Here is a 14,802-nt window from a genome sequence, read left to right on the forward strand (position 1 = left end):
TAGTGCTCCCGGCCGGGTGCCGCCCCCCGCACGGGCGGCACCCGGCCCGGGGCGGCCGGGATTTCGCGGCCGGCGCACCGGCGGCCGCGGGGCGCGGGCTAAAATCGCCGGAGCACCCGCGCGCGTCGCTCCGGCGCGCCGAACCAGCGAGCCGTCGTGCCCGGCGGACAGAGAGGTCTCCCCGTGAGCATCCGCATCGAACACCTCACCGACCGCCGGCCGCACGTGTCGGCCGACGAGCTGCTGGCGGGGTTCCGCCCGTCCGAGCGCTTCGGCGAGGTCTCGTTCGACACCTACCGCCCCGATCCCCAGCAGCCGTCCCAGGCGGAGGCCGTGCGGGAGCTGCGCGCCTTCGCGGACTCCGTGGGACGGGCCGGCTCCGGCGGCGGGTTCTTCGCCAAGCTCTTCGGCGGCGGCCCCCGCCCCGCCGACGTCCGCACGGGGATCTACCTGGACGGCGGCTTCGGCGTGGGCAAGACCCACCTCCTCGCCTCCCTGTGGCACGCCGTGCCCGGCCCCAAGGCCTTCGGCACCTTCGTGGAGTACACCAACCTGGTGGGCGCGCTGACCTTCCGCAAGGCCGTCGACGCCCTGAGCACCTACCAGCTGGTGTGCATCGACGAGTTCGAGCTCGACGACCCCGGGGACACCGTGCTGATGTCCCGCCTGATGCGCGAGCTCGCCGACGCCGGCGTCCGGATCGCCGCGACGTCCAACACGCTCCCGGGCTCACTCGGCGAGGGCCGCTTCGCCGCCCAGGACTTCCAGCGGGAGATCCAGGTGCTGGCCGACCAGTTCGAGGTCGTGCGCATCGACGGTGAGGACTTCCGGCACCGCGGCCTGCCGCAGGCTCCGGCGCCGCTGTCCGGCGGCGAGCTCGAGCGCGCCGTCGAGGAGCGGTTCTCGGGCCGGGTGGTGGCCGCGGACGCGTTCGCCGACCTGATCGAGCACCTCTCCGACGTCCACCCCTCCCGTTACCGCAAGCTCCTGGAGGGGATCGACGCGATCGTGTGGCAGGACGTGCACACGATCGAGCAGCAGGCCGTGGCCCTGCGCTTCGTCGTGCTCGCCGACCGGCTCTACGACAAGAACCTGCCGATCATCGCCTCCGGCCGGCCCTTCGACGAGGTGTTCACGGCCGAGATGATGGCCGGCGGCTACCAGAAGAAGTACTACCGGGCGGTCTCGCGGCTCACCGCCCTGGCCCGGGAGGGGATCCTGGGGGACGTCTCCACGGTCTGAGGCCACCGCCCGGGTGCACGGCCCGGGCGCACCCTCCGCGCCCGCTCCGCCGCCGTCCCCGGACGGGCCGGCGGGGCGGGCGCCGTCGTCGGGGGCCCGCAGGGGCACCGCCCAGGAGGCGGCACGACGACGAGGGCCCCGGCTGAGATGATCTCAGCCGGGGCCCTCGTCGGTGCTCGTGCGCGATACTGGGTTCGAACCAGTGACCTCTTCGGTGTGAACGAAGCGCGCTACCACTGCGCCAATCGCGCTCACTGCTCGAAAACCATAACCCACAACCGGGCCGTGGGCCAATTCGCCCGTCCGGCCGCGCCGCCGGCCGCCGATTTGGCGATCCGGAAAACCGTCCCGTACAGTCTCTGCCTGTCAGGAACACCGACGGGTTCCGGCGAACGGACGGGCCGCGAGGCCGGGACGCTCCAGGACTCCGCCGGATGTCGACGCACCGGACCGGCGGGAACGCCGGGCACGGGGCTGTGATAGAGTTCCACACCGGAAGATCGAGAGATCCCCGGAAAGACATGCGGACGTAGCTCAGCTGGTAGAGCACCACCTTGCCATGGTGGATGTCGCGGGTTCGACTCCCGTCGTCCGCTCGCAGGAATCGGCATGTCCCATGCCGTGACCGACGGCCCTGTCCGTGAGGACGAGGCCCCGGTGGGGTGGCCGAGTGGTTAGGCAGCGGCCTGCAAAGCCGTCTACGCGGGTTCGAATCCCGTCTCCACCTCGGTGCACGACCCACCATGCTTGACGGCCTCCCCGGAGGTCGCCGGTCAAGCGCGATTGGCGCAGCGGTAGCGCGCTTCCCTGACACGGAAGAGGTCACTGGTTCGATCCCAGTATCGCGCACCACCCGAAGGCCCCGGCTCCCCGAGCCGGGGCCTTCGTCGTGCCCGGCGGGCCCCGGGCGTCCCGTGTCCGAGGCGGTCGGTAGCCTGCGGCCCAGGACCCGGAGCACCGGGGACCCGCCCGGTCGAGCCGGGGACCCGACGGAGAGGCGACGAGCAGCGTGACACAGCCCAGGCTGGCGGAACAGACCGAGTACGGACGGATGTACGCGAGGTCCATCTCCGAGCAGGCCACCGTCCCCTCCATCACCACCGTGCTCTCCCGTGCCGCCACCGACCTGGACGGCTGGTACGGCTACTCCGCCGCGCAGGCGGCCGTGCAGGACGACCGGCTACGGGCGGCCCTGGGCTCGCCCGCCCAGCTGCGCGCCGTCGTGCGGGACGCCGCCAAGGCCGCCCAGCGGCACCGGGACGACGCCGCGGCCCGCGGGGACCGGGTGCACACCTACGCCGAGCAGATCGCCCTGCGCGCCCTCGGGAAGCCCCACCGGGCCGCGGAGGCGCGGGCCACCCTGGCCGAGCACGGCGAGGAGCGCTTCGCCTCCCGCTTCGACGAGTGGTGGGACCTCTACGCGCCCGAGCCCCTCGCCGTGGAGGTCACCGTCTGGAACTCCACCGTCGGCTACGCCGGCACCCTCGACCTCGTCGCCCGGATCGCGGGCAAGGTCTGCCTGATCGACTACAAGACGAAGGGCACGGACCGGGACGGGCGCGTGAAGTCCCTGGACGCCAAGGTCGTCACCCAGCTCGTGGCCGGGCTCAAGGCCGAGGAGTCCCTCGTGGACGCCGAGGCCGGCACCTGGGAGCCCTGGGCCTACGGCGGCGCGGACCTGCTGCTGGGGGTCGCGATCGGGGAGACGGAGGTCGTGCCCGTGCAGGCCGTGCCGGCGGTGCTCGAGCAGCACTGGTACAAGTTCTGCGCCCTGCACCGGCTGTGGACCCAGGAGACCGCCCTGGCCGCGGCCGGCCCCGCCCTGCGCCCCGTGCCGCCGCCCCCGCCGCCGGAGCAGCCCTAGGACCTCCGGAACGGGTCCGCGCCCCGCGCCCCGCGGGCGGCCCGTAGACTTGTCGGGTCGAGAGCGAGGTTGCCCCATGCCCATCCTGCCCATCCGCACCATCGGCGATCCCGTCCTGCGCACCCGCGCGTCGGAGGTCACGCAGTACGACGACGCGCTGCGCCGGCTCGTCGCCGACATGACCGAGACGATGCTCGACGTCGGCGGCGTCGGCCTCGCCGCTCCCCAGGTGGGGATCGGGCTGCGCCTGTTCACCTGGGCGGTCGAGGGCAGCGCCGGACACGTGGTCAACCCGGTCCTGGAGGTGGGCGACGCGCCGCAGGAGGGCGGCGAGGGCTGCCTCTCCGTGCCCGGTCTCGGCTTCGACACCCCGCGCCGCGACTGGGCCCGGGTCACCGGCACGGACCAGGACGGCCGGCCGGTCACCGTCGAGGGCACCGGTCTGCTCGCGCGCTGCCTGCAGCACGAGACCGACCACTTGGACGGGCGGCTGTACGTCGACCGCCTCGTGGGCGCCGCCCGGAAGGAGGCGCTGCGGGCCATCCGCGCCGCCGACTACGACGGGGTGGTCCACGGCGTGGCCGGGCAGCGGGCCGCGACCGTGGGCTCCTCCTTCGGCAGCGGCACCGGCAGCGCTTTCGGCTCCGCCCGCGGCTGAGTCCACCCCCGTCCCCACCCGTCTGGAGAGCAGTGAAGATCCTCTACGCCGGCACGCCGTCCGTCGCCGTGCCGCCCCTGGCCCACCTGGCCGACCGGTCCGACGTCGAGATCCTCGCCGTCCTGACCCGCACCGACGCCCCCGTGGGCCGCAAGAAGGTGCTCACGCCCTCGCCCGTGGCGCAGGAGGCGCAGCGGCGGGGCCTTCCCGTGCTCAAGGCCAACCGGATCGACGCGGAGCTGACCGAGCGGATCCGGGACCTGGGCGCCGACGTGGCCGCGGTGGTCGCCTACGGCGCGCTGGTGCCCCAGGCCGCGCTCGACGCCCTGCCGCACGGCTGGCTCAACCTGCACTTCTCCCTGCTCCCGCAGTGGCGGGGCGCCGCCCCCGTGCAGCGGGCGCTGATGGCCGGGGACACGGTGGTGGGCGCCAGCACGTTCCTGCTGGAGGCCGGGCTGGACACCGGCCCGGTGGTGGGGACGATGACCGACGAGGTCCGCCCCGAGGACACCGCCGGCACGGTCCTGGAGCGGCTCTCCCGCACGGCCGCGCCCCTGCTGGCCGACTCGCTGCGCGCGGTGGTCGAGGGCACGGCCCGGCCCGCCGCCCAGCGGGGCGACGTCTCGCTGGCGCCCAAGCTCACCGCGCAGGACGGGCGGGTCCGCTGGGCGGACCCCGCCCTGGCCGTGGTCCGCCGGGTCCGCGGGACGACGCCGGAGCCCGGGGCCTGGACCCAGCTCGACGGCCGCCGGATCAAGCTAGAGGGCGTCGCCGCCCGCCCCGAGGTCCGGGACCTCGCGCCGGGGGAGTGCGCGCTGCGCGGCGGCGCCGTGCTCGTGGGCACCGGCTCGGGCGCGGTGCAGCTGGGCACGGTGCAGCCCGCCGGGAAGAAGACCATGGACGCCGCCGCCTGGGCGCGGGGCCACAACACGGAGGACAGGGTGGTGTTCGAGTGAGCGAGCGCGAGAGCCGGGGGCGCGACGACCGCCGCCGCGACCGCCAGGACGACCGCCAGGACGAGCGCCAGGACGAGCGCCGGGGCGGCCGGGACCGGCGCCCGGGGGGTGAGCGGCGCAACGCCCGGGGCCACGAGCGCAACCGGCGCCCCCGGACCGAGCGGACGTTCTCCTCCGCCGCGCCGGCGGCCCGGACCCGGCGGGCCGACCCGGCCCGGCTGGCCGCGTTCGAGACGCTGCGGGCGGTCTCCGAGGAGGGCGCCTACGGCAACCTCGTGCTCCCGAAGGCCGTGCGGGCCCACCGGCTCGACCGGCGCGACGCCGGTTTCGCCACCGAGCTGGCCTACGGGGCGCTGCGCTGGCAGGGGACCTGGGACGCGGTGCTGAGCCGGTGCGTGGACCGGCCGCTGGCCGACCTCGACGGCGCGGTGCTCGACGCCCTGCGCCTGGGCGTGCACCAGCTGCTGGCGATGCGGGTGCCCGACCACGCCGCCCTCGACCAGACGGTCGGGCTGGTGCGGGCCGTGGTGGGCGCCGGGCCCGGGTCCCTCGTCAACGCGGTGCTGCGCAAGGTCGCCGCCCGGGACCTCCCCGCGTGGATCGCCGAGCTGAGCGAGGACGCCGCCGACGGGACCGCGCGGCTGGGCCTGGCCCACGCCCACCCGGCGTGGCAGGTCCGCGCGCTGCGCCAGGCCCTGGTGGCCCACGGCCGGTCCGGCACCGAGCTCGAGGCCCTGCTCGCGGCGGACAACGAGGCCCCCGTGGTCAACCTCGTGGCCCTGCCCGGCCTCGGCGAACTGACCGAGGCCCTCGAGGCCGGCGCGCAGAAGGGCGCGCTCGTGCCCGGCTCCGCGCTCAGCAGCGGCGGCGACCTGCACCGGCTCTCCTCCGTGCGCGCGGGCGGGGTCCGGGTCCAGGACGCCGGCTCCCAGCTGGTCGCCCGGGCCCTGGCCGCGGCCGGCGGCGGGAGCGCCGGGGCCGGGGACGGCCGGGGCGAGCGCTGGCTCGACCTGTGCGCCGGTCCCGGCGGCAAGGCCGCGCTGCTGGCCGCCCTGGCCGCCGAGCGCGGCGCGCACCTGACGGCCAACGAGGTGGCCCCGCACCGGGCCGAGCTGGTCCGCCAGGCCCTGCGGCCCGTGCCCGGGCACGCGTGGTCGGTGCGCACCGGGGACGGCCGGGCCGCCGGCGAGCTGCTCGGGGGCCGCCCCGCGGAGGAGGCCGGCTACGACCGGGTGCTCGTCGACGCCCCCTGCACCGGACTCGGGGCGCTGCGCCGGCGGCCGGAGTCCCGCTGGCGCCGCACCCCGCGGGACCTGGCCGAGCTGGGGCCGCTGCAGCGGGAGCTGCTGGAGGCCGCCCTCGACGTCACACGCCCCGGGGGCACGGTCGCCTACGCCACGTGCTCCCCGCACGCGGCCGAGACCCTCGCGGTGGTCCAGGACGTGCTGGGCCGCCGGGAGGACGTGGAGCTCCTCGACGCCCTCGGTCCGGCCCGCGACGCCGCCCTGCCCGGGGCCCTCGAGGGGGACCGGGACCCGTCCCGCCCCTGGGAGGGCGCCGCGGGACCGGCGACCGTCCAGCTGTGGCCGCACGTGCACGGCACCGACGCCATGTTCCTGGCCCTGCTGCGCAAGCGCTGAGCCCCCCGAACCCCCGACCACCCAGGAGTCCTCCGTGCCCCAGCCCTGCATCCACCCCTCGATCCTCTCCGCCGACTTCGTCAACCTCGAGGCCGAGCTGGCGCGGATCGCCACCGCCGACGCCGTGCACGTGGACGTCATGGACAACCACTTCGTCCCCAACCTCACCCTCGGGCTGCCCGTGGTGGAGCGGCTGCTGGCCGTCAGCCCGGTCCCGCTGGACGTGCACCTGATGATCGAGGACGCCGACCGCTGGGCCACCGGCTACGCCGAGCTCGGCTGCGAGTCGGTCACCTTCCACGCGGAGGCCGCGCGCGCCCCGCTGAAGCTGGCCCGGGAGCTGCGGGCCCACGGTGCGCGGGCCGGGATGGCCCTGCGCCCGGCGACCCCCGTGGAGCCCTACCTCGACCTGCTCCCGGAGCTGGACATGCTCCTCGTCATGACGGTGGAGCCCGGCTTCGGCGGGCAGGCCTTCCTGGACGTGATGCTGCCGAAGATCCGCCGGGCGGCCGAGGCGATCCGTGCCGGCGGGGGGCGGGTGGCCCTGCAGGTGGACGGCGGGATCACGGAGGAGACGATCCTGCGCGCCGCCGAGGCCGGGGCCGACACCTTCGTGGCCGGCTCCGCCGTCTACGGGGCGGGGGACCCCGAGGCGGCGATCACGGCGCTGCGCAGTGCCGCCCACGACGCCCGCTCCTGAGCGGGGACCCGCCGCCCGGTGCTGCCGGCCCGGCGGGGCTGTGCCATAATCGGGCTCAAGAACAACGTGTTCCGGGGTCGGTGCAAGTCCGAACCGGCGGTCACAGTCCGCGAACCGTGCGGCGCCCCAGCGGGGCGGGCACGGCCGAACCGGTGGAACTCCGGTACCGACAGTCACAGTCTGGATGGAAGGCAACACGTTCGACGGCCCTCGCGGCGCGCCCTGCCGGCCCGCCGCGTTGCCGGTCGCGGCCGCACGGGCCCGGCCGGCGGCACCGTCGTCCTGCCCCCGGAGCCGACCCGGGAAAGGACGACGCGAATGGACCCGCAGCACCGGCCCGGCGGAGACGCCGAACGGTCGATCATGCGGACCGCCCTGCACGCGGCGGCGCGCGGCCCGCGCGGGGCCAACCCCCTCGTGGGAGCCGTCCTCGCCGACGCCGCGGGCCGGATCCTGCACGTCGGCCACCACCGCGGGGCCGGCACCGTCCACGCCGAGGTCGACGCCCTGCAGCAGGCCGCCTCCGCCGGCACGGACCTGCGCGGCACTACCATGTACGTCACCCTCGAGCCCTGCAACCACTGGGGCCGCACCGGCCCGTGCGCCGACGCCATCGTGGAGGCGGGCGTGCCCCGGGTGGTCTTCGGGGCCCCCGACCGGACCTCCGCCGCCGCGGGCGGGGCCGCCACCCTGCGCGCGGCCGGGCTGCAGGTGCGCTCCGGCGTGCTCGCCGAGGAGGCCGAACGGCTCAACGACCGCTGGGGCGAGACGATGCGCGCCCAACGGCCGTTCGTCACCCTCAAGGTCGCCCAGACCCTCGACGCCCGGATCGCCGCGGCGGACGGGACCAGCCAGTGGATCACCTCCGCCTCGGCGCGCGAGCACGGCCACGACCTGCGCGCCCGCGCCGACGCCGTGCTCGTGGGCACCGGCACGGTCCTGGCCGACGACCCGCGGCTCACCGCCCGGACCGGCGACGGCGCCGCCGTGCCGCGGCAGCCGCTGCGCGCGGCCATGGGGCTGCGCGCCGTGCCGGCCGGCGCGGCGATCCGCGGCAGCGACGGCCGGTTCCGCCACCTGGTCACCCACGACCCCCACGCCGCCCTGGCCGAGCTCTACGACGCCGGGGTCCGCCACGTCCTCATCGAGGGCGGCGCCACGGTCGCCGCGGGCTTCCTGCGCGCCGGCCTCGTCGACGAGATCAGCCTCTACCAGGCGCCGCTGCTGCTGGGCGCCGGGCGGCCCGCGTTCGCCGAGCAGGGCATCGGCACCCTCGCCGACGCCTCCCGGTGGCGGCTGGACCCCACCGGCGGGGGACCGGTGCAGCAGCTGGGCCCGGACCTGTGGATCCACCTGCGGCCCGCCCCCGCGGACTGACCGCACCGAACAGACCTCACCGACCGCACCCAGAGAGACAGAGGACAAGCCGCATGTTCACAGGAATCGTCGCCGGGCAGGGCACCGTGCGCTCGGTCGAGCCCCGCCCGGACGGCAGGAGCGCCCGCCTCCTCGTGGATGCGGGCCCGCTCGTCGCCGACCTGCCGCACGGCGGCTCCCTCGCCGTCAACGGCGTGTGCCTGACGGCCACGCGCACCGAGGACATCGGCGCCGGGCAGTTCCTGGCCGACGTCATCGGCGAGACGCTGGTGCGCACCACCCTCGGGGCGCTGGCCCCCGGCGACACCGTGAACCTGGAACGGTGCGTGCCCGCCGGCGGGCGCCTGGACGGCCACGTGGTCCAGGGCCACGTCGACGGCACCGGCACCGTCGTCGCCCGGGAGGACCTGGGGGAGTGGGAACGGGTGCGCATCGCGGTGCCCGGGGAGCTCGCCCCCTTCGTCGCGGAGAAGGGCTCGGTCGCCGTGGACGGGGTGTCCCTGACCGTCACGGCGGTCAGCGCCCCCGGCGCTACCGAGCCCTGGTTCGAGATCGGGCTCATCCCCGCCACCCTGGCCGAGACCACGCTGGGACGGCGCCCCGCCGGGGCGTCCGTCAACCTCGAGGTCGACGTCCTCGCGAAGTACGCCCAGCGGCTGCTGGCCTTCGCCCGCACCGACAGCACCCCGGCGCCGGAGGCCGGGCCCACCGCAGGAGAAGGAGCATGATGCGCACCAGCAGCACCCGGACGGACACGGGCCCCGGCGCGGGCGGGGCGGGCGAGCCGATCCGCCTGGACGCCGTGCGCACGGCGGTCGAGGCGATGGCGCAGGGCCGGCCGGTGGTCGTCGTGGACGACGCCGACCGGGAGAACGAGGGCGACATCGTCTTCGCGGCCCAGCACGCCACCGCCGAGCTCATGGGCTTCACCATCCGGCACACCTCCGGCGTCGTGTGCGTGCCGATGACGGGGGAGCGGGCGGACGCGCTGCGCCTGCCGCCCATGGTCGCCGTCAACGAGGACTCCAAGGGCACCGCCTACACGGTCACCTGCGACGCCCGCCACGGCGTGAGCACCGGCATCAGCGCCGCGGACCGGGCGCTCACCGCCCGGGTCCTCGCCGACAGGTCCGCCGGCGCGGAGGACCTGACCCGGCCCGGGCACGTCCTGCCGCTGCGTGCCGCCGACGGAGGCGTCGCGGTCCGCCGCGGGCACACCGAGGCCGCCGTCGAGCTGTGCGTCCTCGCGGGCCTGGAACCGGTGGGGGTCATCGCGGAGCTCGTGCACGACGAGGGGGAGCTGATGCGGCTGCCGGCCCTGCGGGCCTTCGCCGACCGGCACGGCATCCCGCTGGTGAGCATCGAGGACCTGGCGGAGCAGCTGCGCGGGGACCGCCGATGACGCCGGACGCCCCGCTGGTGAGCTCCGAGCCCGTGGTCGTGCCCACCCCCGAGGGGCGGTTCGAGGTCGTGGGCTGGCAGGTGCCCGGCCGGTCCGGGGACCCGGCCGCCGAGCACCTCAGCCTCACCGCCCCGTCCTCGGAGCGGGTGCCGGTGGGCCAGCCCCCGCTCGTGCGGCTGCACTCCGAGTGCCTCACCGGGGACGTCTTCGGCTCCTACCGGTGCGACTGCGGCCCGCAGCTGCACCTGGCCCTGCGCCGGATCGCCGACGACGGCGGCACCCTGCTGTACCTGCGCAACCACGAGGGCCGCGGGATCGGCCTGGTGAACAAGCTGCGGGCCTACAAGCTCCAGGACGGCGGGGCGGACACCGTGGAGGCCAACGAGCTGCTCGGCCTGCCCGCCGACGCGCGGGACTACACCGCCGCCGCCGCCATCCTGCACCGCCTGGGCCTGTCGCGGATCCGGCTGCTCAGCAACAACCCCGCCAAGGCGGAGCGGCTGGCCGAGCTGGGCATCGACGTCGTCGCGATGGTGCCCAACGAGGTCCCGGCCCGCCCCGAGAACCACGACTACCTCGCGACCAAGCGGGACCGCATGCACCACCGCCTGCGCCACGTCGACGACACCACCGCACACCCCGAGGCGCCGGCGCACGCCGGCGACCGCACGAACAGCACAGGAGACCTCACCCCATGAGCGGACACGGAGCCCCCGACATCGACCTGAGCGCCGCCGACGCGAGCGGACTGCGCGTCGCCGTCGTCGCCTCCAGCTGGCACACGGTGATCATGGACGGGCTGCTCGACGGCGCCCGCCGCGCGCTCGCCGACGCCGGCGTGACCGACGCGGCGGTCGTGCGCGTGCCCGGCAGCTTCGAGCTGCCGGTCGCCGCCGCCCGCCTGGCGCCCGGGCTGGACGCCGTGGTGGCCCTGGGCGTGGTCGTGCGCGGGGGCACCCCGCACTTCGACTACGTCTGCTCCGCCGCCACCCAGGGCCTCACGGACGTCTCGGTGCGCACCGGCGTGCCGGTCGGCTTCGGCGTGCTGACCTGCGACACCGAGCAGCAGGGCCTCGACCGCGCCGGCCTGGAGGGCTCCCAGGAGGACAAGGGCTACGAGGCGACGGCCGCCGCGGTGCAGACCGCCCTGCTGCTGCGCTCGCTCGGCGTCTGAGCCCCCGCGCCCCCGGACCGGCCGAGCGCGGCCGGTCCGGGGGGAGCCCGCGGACCCATTACCCTGGTAGTCGTGAAAACCTTCGAGACCCTCTTCGCCGAGATCAGCGACAAAGCCGTGACCCGACCGGAAGGCTCCGGCACGGTCCGGGAGCTGGACACCGGCGTGCACGGGATCGGCAAGAAGGTCGTCGAGGAGGCCGCCGAGGTCTGGATGGCGTGCGAGTACGAGACCTCCGAGCAGGCCGCGGAGGAGATCTCCCAGCTGCTCTACCACCTGCAGGTCATGATGGTCGCCAAGGGCCTGACGCTCGAGGACGTCTACCGCCACCTCTGAGCGCCCCCGCCCCCGTCCCACCGAAGCCGAGAAGGATCCCCCATGCTGCGTGTCGCAGTGCCCAACAAGGGCGCCCTGTCCGAAGCCGCCGTCACCATGCTCAAGGAGGCCGGCTACCGGCAGCGCCGGGACTCCCGCGAGCTGGTGCTCGTGGACCCCGAGGCCAACATCGAGTTCTTCTACCTGCGCCCGCGCGACATCGCGGTGTACGTGGGCGGAGGCACCCTCGACGTCGGGATCACCGGCCGCGACCTGCTGCTGGACTCCGGCGCGCACGCGGACGAGGACCTGGCCCTGGACTTCGCCCGCTCCACCTTCCGCTTCGCCGGCCCCGCCGGCCGGTACTCCTCGATCGCCGAGCTGGCCGGCCGGCGCATCGCCACCAGCTACGACGGCCTGCTGCGGGACTACCTGGCCGAGCGGGGCGTGGACGCCTCGGTGGTGCGCCTGGACGGGGCGGTGGAGTCCTCCATCCGGCTGGGCGTGGCCGACGCGATCGCCGACGTGGTGGAGACCGGCAACACGCTGCGGGCCGCGGGGCTGCAGGTGTTCGGGGAGCCGATCATGACCTCCGAGGCGCTGCTGATCCGCAGCCGCCGGGCCGAGGAGCCCGAGGGCCTGTCCGTGCTCCGCCGCCGCCTGCAGGGCGTGCTCGTGGCCCGGCAGTACGTGATGATGGACTACGACGTCGCCGAGGAGCTCGTCGAGGCCGCCACCCAGATCACCCCCGGCATGGAGGGCCCCACCATCTCCCGGCTCGGGCGCGGCAACGCGTGGGCGGTGCGCGCCATGGTCCCGAAGTCGGAGACCAACAAGGTGATGGACGCCCTCTACGACGTCGGCGCGCGCGCCATCCTGGTCTCCCCGATCCAGGCCGCCCGCATCTGAGCCCTTCCCACCCCACCGCAGCCGAGGAGGTCCCGCCCGTGGGCGTTGCCGTACGTGTCATCCCGTGCCTGGACGTCGACGCCGGTCGCGTCGTCAAGGGCGTGAACTTCGAGAACCTGCGCGACGCCGGGGACCCGGTCGAGCTGGCCAAGCGCTACAACCAGGCCGGCGCCGACGAGCTGACGTTCCTCGACGTCACGGCGTCCTCGGCCGCCCGCGCCACGACCTTCGACGTGGTCTCCCGCACCGCCGAGGAGGTCTTCATCCCGCTCACGGTGGGCGGCGGCGTGCGCGCGGTCGCCGACGTCGACCGGCTGCTGCGCTGCGGGGCGGACAAGGCGTCGATCAACACCGCGGCGGTGGCCCGGCCCGGGGTGATCGACGAGATCACCGGGCACTTCGGCAGCCAGGTGCTGGTGCTCTCCCTCGACGCCCGCCGCACGGGCAACACCCCCTCCGGCTTCGAGGTCACCACCCACGGCGGGCGCACCCTCACGGGCCTGGACGCCCTCGAGTGGGCACGGGAGGCCGAGGACCGCGGGGTGGGCGAGATCCTGCTCAACTCCATGGACGCCGACGGCACCCAGGAGGGCTTCGACCTGGAGATGATCCGCGCCGTGCGCGCCCGGGTGCACGTGCCGCTCATCGCCTCGGGTGGGGCCGGTGCCCCGGAGCACTTCCCGCCGGCCGTGGCGGCCGGCGCCGACGCCGTGCTGGCGGCCTCGATCTTCCACTTCGGGCCGGTGCACGCCATCGCCGAGGTCAAGGACGCCCTGCGCTCGGCAGGCCACGAGGTCCGCTGAACGACTCCGCCCTCCCCGCGCCGAGGTCGCAGCCGTCGGCCACCGGAGCGGCGTCCGTCGCCGCCGTGCGCCACCTCGCGGGCGGCAGGGGTGCCCGTAGCCGTGGGCCGGTGGTCGGGCGTAGAGTCGTCAGTGAGCTGACGACAGTCGCTCGACAGGCCGATCGCGAAGGAGTCCACCGTGGGACTGAACAGCATCATCAAGAGCTTCACCGGGCGGGGAGCCGGGGGCACCGCCGGACGGGGCGCCGGAGGCCGCCGGGCCACCCGCGGCATGAACGCCGCCGGGCAGGCCGGTGCCGGCCGGAACACCGGGCGCGGCCTCGGAGGCCGGCTGAGGGGTCTGCTCAACCGCCGCTGACCGCCGCCGGGCGCGGCCGGTCACCGTCGACCGCCGCGCCGACCGAGCCGGGCACCCAGCGGGTGCCCGGCTCAGCGCGTGTCCCGGCAGGTCCCGTCGAGCCAGTCCCGCACCGGTGCGAGCGCCTCGTCGAGGGCCTCGCCGTCGAACCGGGCGTCCGGGTCCTCCGCCAGCTCCTCCCCGTAGGAGTCCACGAGCAGCTGCACCCGGGCGTGGTCCGCCGCGAGCTCCGGGGGAGCCGCCGCCAGCATGCCGGCGACCTGGTCCTCCACGGCATGCACCTGCTCGGTGGTCGGTCCGCCGGAGAGACTGGCCGGCAGCAGGGCGAGCGCCACGAGGTCCTCGGCCACCGCGGCGCACGCCTCGCCCCGGCCGGGGTAGGCGCCCCACGGCCCGGAGGCGGCCGTGGCGGAGGGCGCCGAGGGGGACGCCATGGCCGTGGGCGCCGCGGCGGACGGCACCGGGCTCCCGGGCGGGTCCGGGGTCGGACCGGGGCCCGCGCACCCGGTCAGGAGCAGGCCGCTGAGGGCCGCCGCCGCGCCGCGCCGCGCTGTCCTGGCATCCATCGTCGTCGGTGTCCTGCCCGTCGTGCCCATCCGGTTCTCCGCCCCACCATAGGCCCTGGCGCCCCGTGGCGGGAGACGGAGGACACGGCGGGGCACAGCCCATATCCTGGGTGACGGGCGACCGGGAGGAGGGGCACGTGCGAGTCGTCGTCGTCGCGGCCCGGGTCTCGGCCCTGGTGGTCGCGATCTGGGCCCTGGTCTCCCGCGCCGACTGCGCCTTCGTGACCCGCACCTGTCTCGGCTCCAACCTGTTCAGCTACTTCACCGTGCACAGCGCCTTCCTGCTGATCCTGGCGCTGCTGCTGGCGGTGCTGCACACCGCCACCGGGCGCCCGGAGCAGGGCTGGCTGACGGGCCTGCGCGCCCTGGCCACCACCTACACGACGGTCTCGGGCGCGGTGTTCGCGGTGCTGCTCGCCAACGCCGAGCTGTTCGGGCACCTCTTCCTCGTCCCGCGGTCCTCCCAGGTGCTGCACTTCGTGCTCCCCGTCTACGCCCTGCTGGACTTCCTCCTGGCCCCGGGACGGAACCGGCTGCGCTGGGCCACCGTCTGGGTGGCCACGGTCTTCCCCGCGCTGTGGGCGGTGTACACCCTCGTCCGGGGCCGGATGGTCGGCTGGTACCCCTACTTCTTCCTGGACCCCGCCCTGGTGGGCGGCTACCGGGCGGTGGGCACCTACGCCCTGGGGCTGTCGATGTTCATCCTCGCCGTGGCCTTCCTGACCGTCGCCGCGACCCGATTGCCGGCCGTGCCGGGCGGGCCGGACCCCGGCCGTGCCCGGCGGCGGGACCGGTCGGCGGGGCCGTCCCGGCCGGCCGGCCGGCGACGACCCGGT

General features: G+C 75.7%; 17 protein-coding genes, 4 tRNA genes and 1 riboswitch. Of the genes, 19 read left to right on the forward strand and 2 right to left on the reverse strand.

Going from position 1 to position 14,802, the window contains the following annotated elements:
* The first annotated feature begins 183 nt into the window (after positions 1-183).
* A complete protein-coding gene (zapE, locus tag ABL57_RS00225; protein ID WP_047801446.1) occupies positions 184-1,242 on the forward strand; it encodes a cell division protein ZapE in 1,059 nt (352 codons plus the stop codon).
* Positions 1,243-1,421: 179 nt separating this feature from the next.
* Here the strand turns inward: zapE and ABL57_RS00230 are convergent.
* A tRNA-Val gene (locus tag ABL57_RS00230) sits at positions 1,422-1,493 on the reverse strand.
* 272 nt (positions 1,494-1,765) lie between these two features.
* On the opposite strand from ABL57_RS00230, the gene ABL57_RS00235 reads away from it, so the two are divergent.
* The 17 genes from ABL57_RS00235 (at position 1,766) to ABL57_RS00315 (ending at position 13,400) form a co-directional block, all read left to right on the forward strand.
* Positions 1,766-1,838 (forward strand) — tRNA-Gly (locus ABL57_RS00235).
* A 60-nt stretch (positions 1,839-1,898) separates the two neighbouring features.
* A tRNA-Cys gene (locus ABL57_RS00240) sits at positions 1,899-1,969 on the forward strand.
* Positions 1,970-2,019: 50 nt separating this feature from the next.
* Positions 2,020-2,094 (forward strand) — tRNA-Val (locus ABL57_RS00245).
* A 157-nt stretch (positions 2,095-2,251) separates the two neighbouring features.
* Complete coding sequence (locus ABL57_RS00250; protein WP_047801447.1) at positions 2,252-3,106, forward strand: cytochrome P450; 855 nt, start codon at positions 2,252-2,254, stop codon at positions 3,104-3,106.
* Positions 3,107-3,182: 76 nt separating this feature from the next.
* Entirely contained in the window at positions 3,183-3,764 is a 582-nt protein-coding gene (gene def, locus ABL57_RS00255; protein ID WP_047801448.1) for a peptide deformylase, read from the forward strand.
* Between the two features lie 32 nt (positions 3,765-3,796).
* Positions 3,797-4,720, forward strand: coding sequence for a methionyl-tRNA formyltransferase (fmt, locus tag ABL57_RS00260; RefSeq protein WP_047801449.1), 924 nt, complete (start codon positions 3,797-3,799; stop codon positions 4,718-4,720).
* Positions 4,717-6,360, forward strand: coding sequence for an RsmB/NOP family class I SAM-dependent RNA methyltransferase (locus tag ABL57_RS00265; protein WP_047801450.1), 1,644 nt, complete (start codon positions 4,717-4,719; stop codon positions 6,358-6,360). Before fmt ends, ABL57_RS00265 begins: the two co-directional genes overlap by 4 nt.
* Positions 6,361-6,394: 34 nt before the next feature.
* Positions 6,395-7,060: a ribulose-phosphate 3-epimerase gene (rpe, locus tag ABL57_RS00270; RefSeq protein ID WP_047801451.1), complete on the forward strand. Its 666-nt coding sequence runs from the start codon at positions 6,395-6,397 to the stop codon at positions 7,058-7,060.
* Between the two features lie 62 nt (positions 7,061-7,122).
* Positions 7,123-7,262, forward strand: a riboswitch (FMN riboswitch).
* Between the two features lie 116 nt (positions 7,263-7,378).
* Positions 7,379-8,437 carry a bifunctional diaminohydroxyphosphoribosylaminopyrimidine deaminase/5-amino-6-(5-phosphoribosylamino)uracil reductase RibD gene (gene ribD, locus ABL57_RS00275; RefSeq protein ID WP_047801452.1) on the forward strand — a complete coding sequence of 353 codons (1,059 nt, stop codon included), beginning with the start codon at positions 7,379-7,381 and terminating at the stop codon, positions 8,435-8,437.
* A 53-nt stretch (positions 8,438-8,490) separates the two neighbouring features.
* Positions 8,491-9,165: a riboflavin synthase gene (locus ABL57_RS00280; protein ID WP_047801453.1), complete on the forward strand. Its 675-nt coding sequence runs from the start codon at positions 8,491-8,493 to the stop codon at positions 9,163-9,165.
* On the forward strand, positions 9,165-9,839 hold the full coding sequence (gene ribB, locus ABL57_RS00285; RefSeq protein ID WP_082157126.1) for a 3,4-dihydroxy-2-butanone-4-phosphate synthase: 675 nt from the start codon (positions 9,165-9,167) through the stop codon (positions 9,837-9,839). The genes ABL57_RS00280 and ribB overlap by 1 nt, the downstream gene beginning before the upstream one ends.
* Positions 9,836-10,537 (forward strand): GTP cyclohydrolase II, encoded by a 702-nt coding sequence (locus tag ABL57_RS00290; protein ID WP_047801454.1) that lies wholly within the window; start codon positions 9,836-9,838, stop codon positions 10,535-10,537. The genes ribB and ABL57_RS00290 overlap by 4 nt, the downstream gene beginning before the upstream one ends.
* Positions 10,534-11,013 (forward strand): 6,7-dimethyl-8-ribityllumazine synthase, encoded by a 480-nt coding sequence (gene ribH / locus ABL57_RS00295; RefSeq protein WP_047801455.1) that lies wholly within the window; start codon positions 10,534-10,536, stop codon positions 11,011-11,013. The genes ABL57_RS00290 and ribH overlap by 4 nt, the downstream gene beginning before the upstream one ends.
* 72 nt (positions 11,014-11,085) lie before the next feature.
* On the forward strand, positions 11,086-11,349 hold the full coding sequence (locus tag ABL57_RS00300; RefSeq protein ID WP_047801456.1) for a phosphoribosyl-ATP diphosphatase: 264 nt from the start codon (positions 11,086-11,088) through the stop codon (positions 11,347-11,349).
* A gap of 42 nt (positions 11,350-11,391) precedes the next feature.
* Positions 11,392-12,237, forward strand: a complete 846-nt coding sequence (hisG, locus tag ABL57_RS00305; RefSeq protein ID WP_047801457.1) for an ATP phosphoribosyltransferase — start codon at positions 11,392-11,394, stop codon at positions 12,235-12,237.
* 38 nt (positions 12,238-12,275) lie between these two features.
* Positions 12,276-13,040, forward strand: a complete 765-nt coding sequence (gene hisF / locus ABL57_RS00310) for an imidazole glycerol phosphate synthase subunit HisF (protein WP_047801458.1) — start codon at positions 12,276-12,278, stop codon at positions 13,038-13,040.
* Between the two features lie 180 nt (positions 13,041-13,220).
* Positions 13,221-13,400, forward strand: a complete 180-nt coding sequence (locus ABL57_RS00315) for a hypothetical protein (RefSeq protein ID WP_047801459.1) — start codon at positions 13,221-13,223, stop codon at positions 13,398-13,400.
* 71 nt (positions 13,401-13,471) lie between these two features.
* Here the strand turns inward: ABL57_RS00315 and ABL57_RS00320 are convergent, their stop codons facing one another.
* Entirely contained in the window at positions 13,472-13,966 is a 495-nt protein-coding gene (locus ABL57_RS00320; protein WP_047801460.1) for a hypothetical protein, read from the reverse strand.
* 137 nt (positions 13,967-14,103) lie between these two features.
* On the opposite strand from ABL57_RS00320, the gene ABL57_RS00325 reads away from it, so the two are divergent.
* Positions 14,104-14,802: Pr6Pr family membrane protein (locus ABL57_RS00325; RefSeq protein ID WP_152683228.1), on the forward strand; the 699-nt coding region annotated here is incomplete at its 3' end.

Source organism: Kocuria sp. SM24M-10 (assembly GCF_001027955.1).
GTDB classification, from domain to species: domain Bacteria; phylum Actinomycetota; class Actinomycetes; order Actinomycetales; family Micrococcaceae; genus Kocuria; species Kocuria oceani.

What these genes read in the sequence shown, in the direction of transcription:
- def (WP_047801448.1), top strand. Translation starts at nt 3,183, where the DNA reads ATGCCCATCCTGCCCATCCGCACCATCGGCGATCCCGTCCTGCGCACC.
- ribD (WP_047801452.1), top strand. Translation starts at nt 7,379, where the DNA reads ATGGACCCGCAGCACCGGCCCGGCGGAGACGCCGAACGGTCGATCATG.
- ABL57_RS00280 (WP_047801453.1), top strand. Translation starts at nt 8,491, where the DNA reads ATGTTCACAGGAATCGTCGCCGGGCAGGGCACCGTGCGCTCGGTCGAG.
- ribB (WP_082157126.1), top strand. Translation starts at nt 9,165, where the DNA reads ATGCGCACCAGCAGCACCCGGACGGACACGGGCCCCGGCGCGGGCGGG.
- ABL57_RS00290 (WP_047801454.1), top strand. Translation starts at nt 9,836, where the DNA reads ATGACGCCGGACGCCCCGCTGGTGAGCTCCGAGCCCGTGGTCGTGCCC.
- ribH (WP_047801455.1), top strand. Translation starts at nt 10,534, where the DNA reads ATGAGCGGACACGGAGCCCCCGACATCGACCTGAGCGCCGCCGACGCG.
- hisG (WP_047801457.1), top strand. Translation starts at nt 11,392, where the DNA reads ATGCTGCGTGTCGCAGTGCCCAACAAGGGCGCCCTGTCCGAAGCCGCC.
- ABL57_RS00320 (WP_047801460.1), bottom strand. Translation starts at nt 13,966, where the DNA reads ATGGATGCCAGGACAGCGCGGCGCGGCGCGGCGGCGGCCCTCAGCGGC.